Origin of the sequence: Blautia sp. MSK17_66 (genome assembly GCF_020538025.1) — a bacterium.
In the GTDB taxonomy this organism is placed as follows: Bacteria; Bacillota; Clostridia; order Lachnospirales; family Lachnospiraceae; genus Blautia_A.
The window spans coordinates 1-1,834 of record NZ_JAJBNQ010000062.1 but is presented as its reverse complement, the minus strand read 5'-3'; the positions used below and the strand labels follow the sequence as shown (position 1 = coordinate 1,834).

The window sequence follows — 1,834 nt, the reverse complement described above, 5'->3', positions numbered from 1 at the left end:
GTTCCTATTCCGAAGTTCCTATTCTCTAGAAAGTATAGGAACTTCAGAGCGCTTTTGAAAACCAAAAGCGCTCTGAAGACGCACTTTCAAAAAACCAAAAACGCACCGGACTGTAACGAGCTACTAAAATATTGCGAATACCGCTTCCACAAACATTGCTCAAAAGCAGCTCTTTGCTATGTTCTATATCTTCTATATCCCTATATAACCTACTCATTGACCTTTCGCTCCTTGAACTTGCACCTAAACTCGACTTCTAAATTTTATGTTTATCTCCAAAAGCTACTTTATAAAAAAAAATAATGAGAATTATTGAGACTATATATCCAAAACAATACAGAAAATGTAAACATTACCCATATATCACATATATGAATAAATAGAAGAATCATTCATAGTTTTCCGACTAATCAAGAATTTTCAATGCTTCCACTTTCTGTTTATAAAGTACGCACAATCTGCATCGACTTAAACTAAATCCAGGATGCGTTTACCTTGAAAAAATGCATTCGTAGCTTCGCTTATGATCAGCAAACACGAGAAGCGGATTTAGGCTTTTTTTAAAAAGGTGAAAATAGACATTAAAATGGCCTTCCCCAAACATAAACGGACCTATGGTGCAAAAAAAGGAACTAAAAAAATGCATTGTAGAGCGCATAAAGATAAAAAAAAGTGACCTAAAGTGCTTTCTGCAAAAAAGAGCGCTCTCGCACTGTATTTATGGGAAAAAAAAAAAAAGTACAGATGCTTTTTTACAAATACAGCGCTCTTGCGTTGTATTTTCGCAACACAAAAAGTGAGTACAGATGTCTTTTTGCAAAAAACGCTATTGAAGTGCAAGATGGAAGCGCGAAAAATGAACCGGGGATGCGACGTGTAAGATTACCTACACCTTAGATGCAATAGCTTCTTCGGACACTGGACACATGCATTTGTTTTCCGTAAAGTGTTAGACTATATGTTATTATACAGATTCAAATATACTATCCGTTTCAGGTAAAACTCCCAAATTCGGATGTTCGAAATCCAATGATGGGTAACCAGTACGACCGTAATTCTGTAAAACAGTTTGTCGAATATCAGGCTGAATCTCTTCAAAGCGTGTTCGAATGTCATTGAGAAGCTGCAGCGTGACATTGGACAATAATGATGGCAGCCACTGAGAAAGTGCCTTTTGCATTTCTAATCTCTTTCTCGGTTTAGCTAGTTTTACTACATCGCGAAGATAGAATCGTAGATCACACTGCCTTTGCTGAGCTGGATCAATGGAGTAACAAAAGAGTGGTAATGCCTCATTAAAGGACAAGAACTTGAGCGGAAGTGTATCGTACAATAGACGGAGTATGCTTGTATAGTCTACAGTCTGCGGAACCTTAAGTGCCAGCTTTATAATGTCATTTTCCCTACTACAGGCCCGCCTGAAGGTAGACACATCATCATCAGTAAGCTTTGACAAAAAGCATTGAGTAGCTAGCTCTTCTATGCAATCTATAGCTGTTTTATAAGGCATTTAATGACAAATTGATTGTTTAGAAACATACTAGTGAAAGTAGCCTTAATCGCCTCTCGAAATTAATAATGCAGTATGGTGTAAAAAATGCAACTCGCGTTGCTCTACTTTTTTCCGAATTTCCGAATACGCAGCTGGGGTGATTGATCGATTTCGTATCAAAAGTTTTGTTTATAAAAACCGCGAAATCCTTCTTCAACAGATGGATTTTTACAGTGCTGACATACAATGACAACAACTATAATAGAAAATAACCGAAATATGAATGGAGAGAGACTACTTGTTTGTATTAAGCAATGTATTATGCAGCACTTCCAACCTATG

2 protein-coding genes are annotated in these 1,834 nt (G+C 36.9%); both read right to left on the bottom strand.

The window, feature by feature from the left end; translation table 11 throughout:
* Window positions 1-43: 43 nt before the first annotated feature.
* Window positions 44-217, bottom strand: coding sequence for a hypothetical protein (locus LIR34_RS17430; RefSeq protein ID WP_022619478.1), 174 nt, complete (start codon window positions 215-217; stop codon window positions 44-46).
* A 747-nt stretch (window positions 218-964) separates the two neighbouring features.
* Entirely contained in the window at window positions 965-1,180 is a 216-nt protein-coding gene (locus LIR34_RS17425) for a hypothetical protein (protein WP_044304632.1), read from the bottom strand.
* Window positions 1,181-1,834 lie beyond the last annotated feature (654 nt).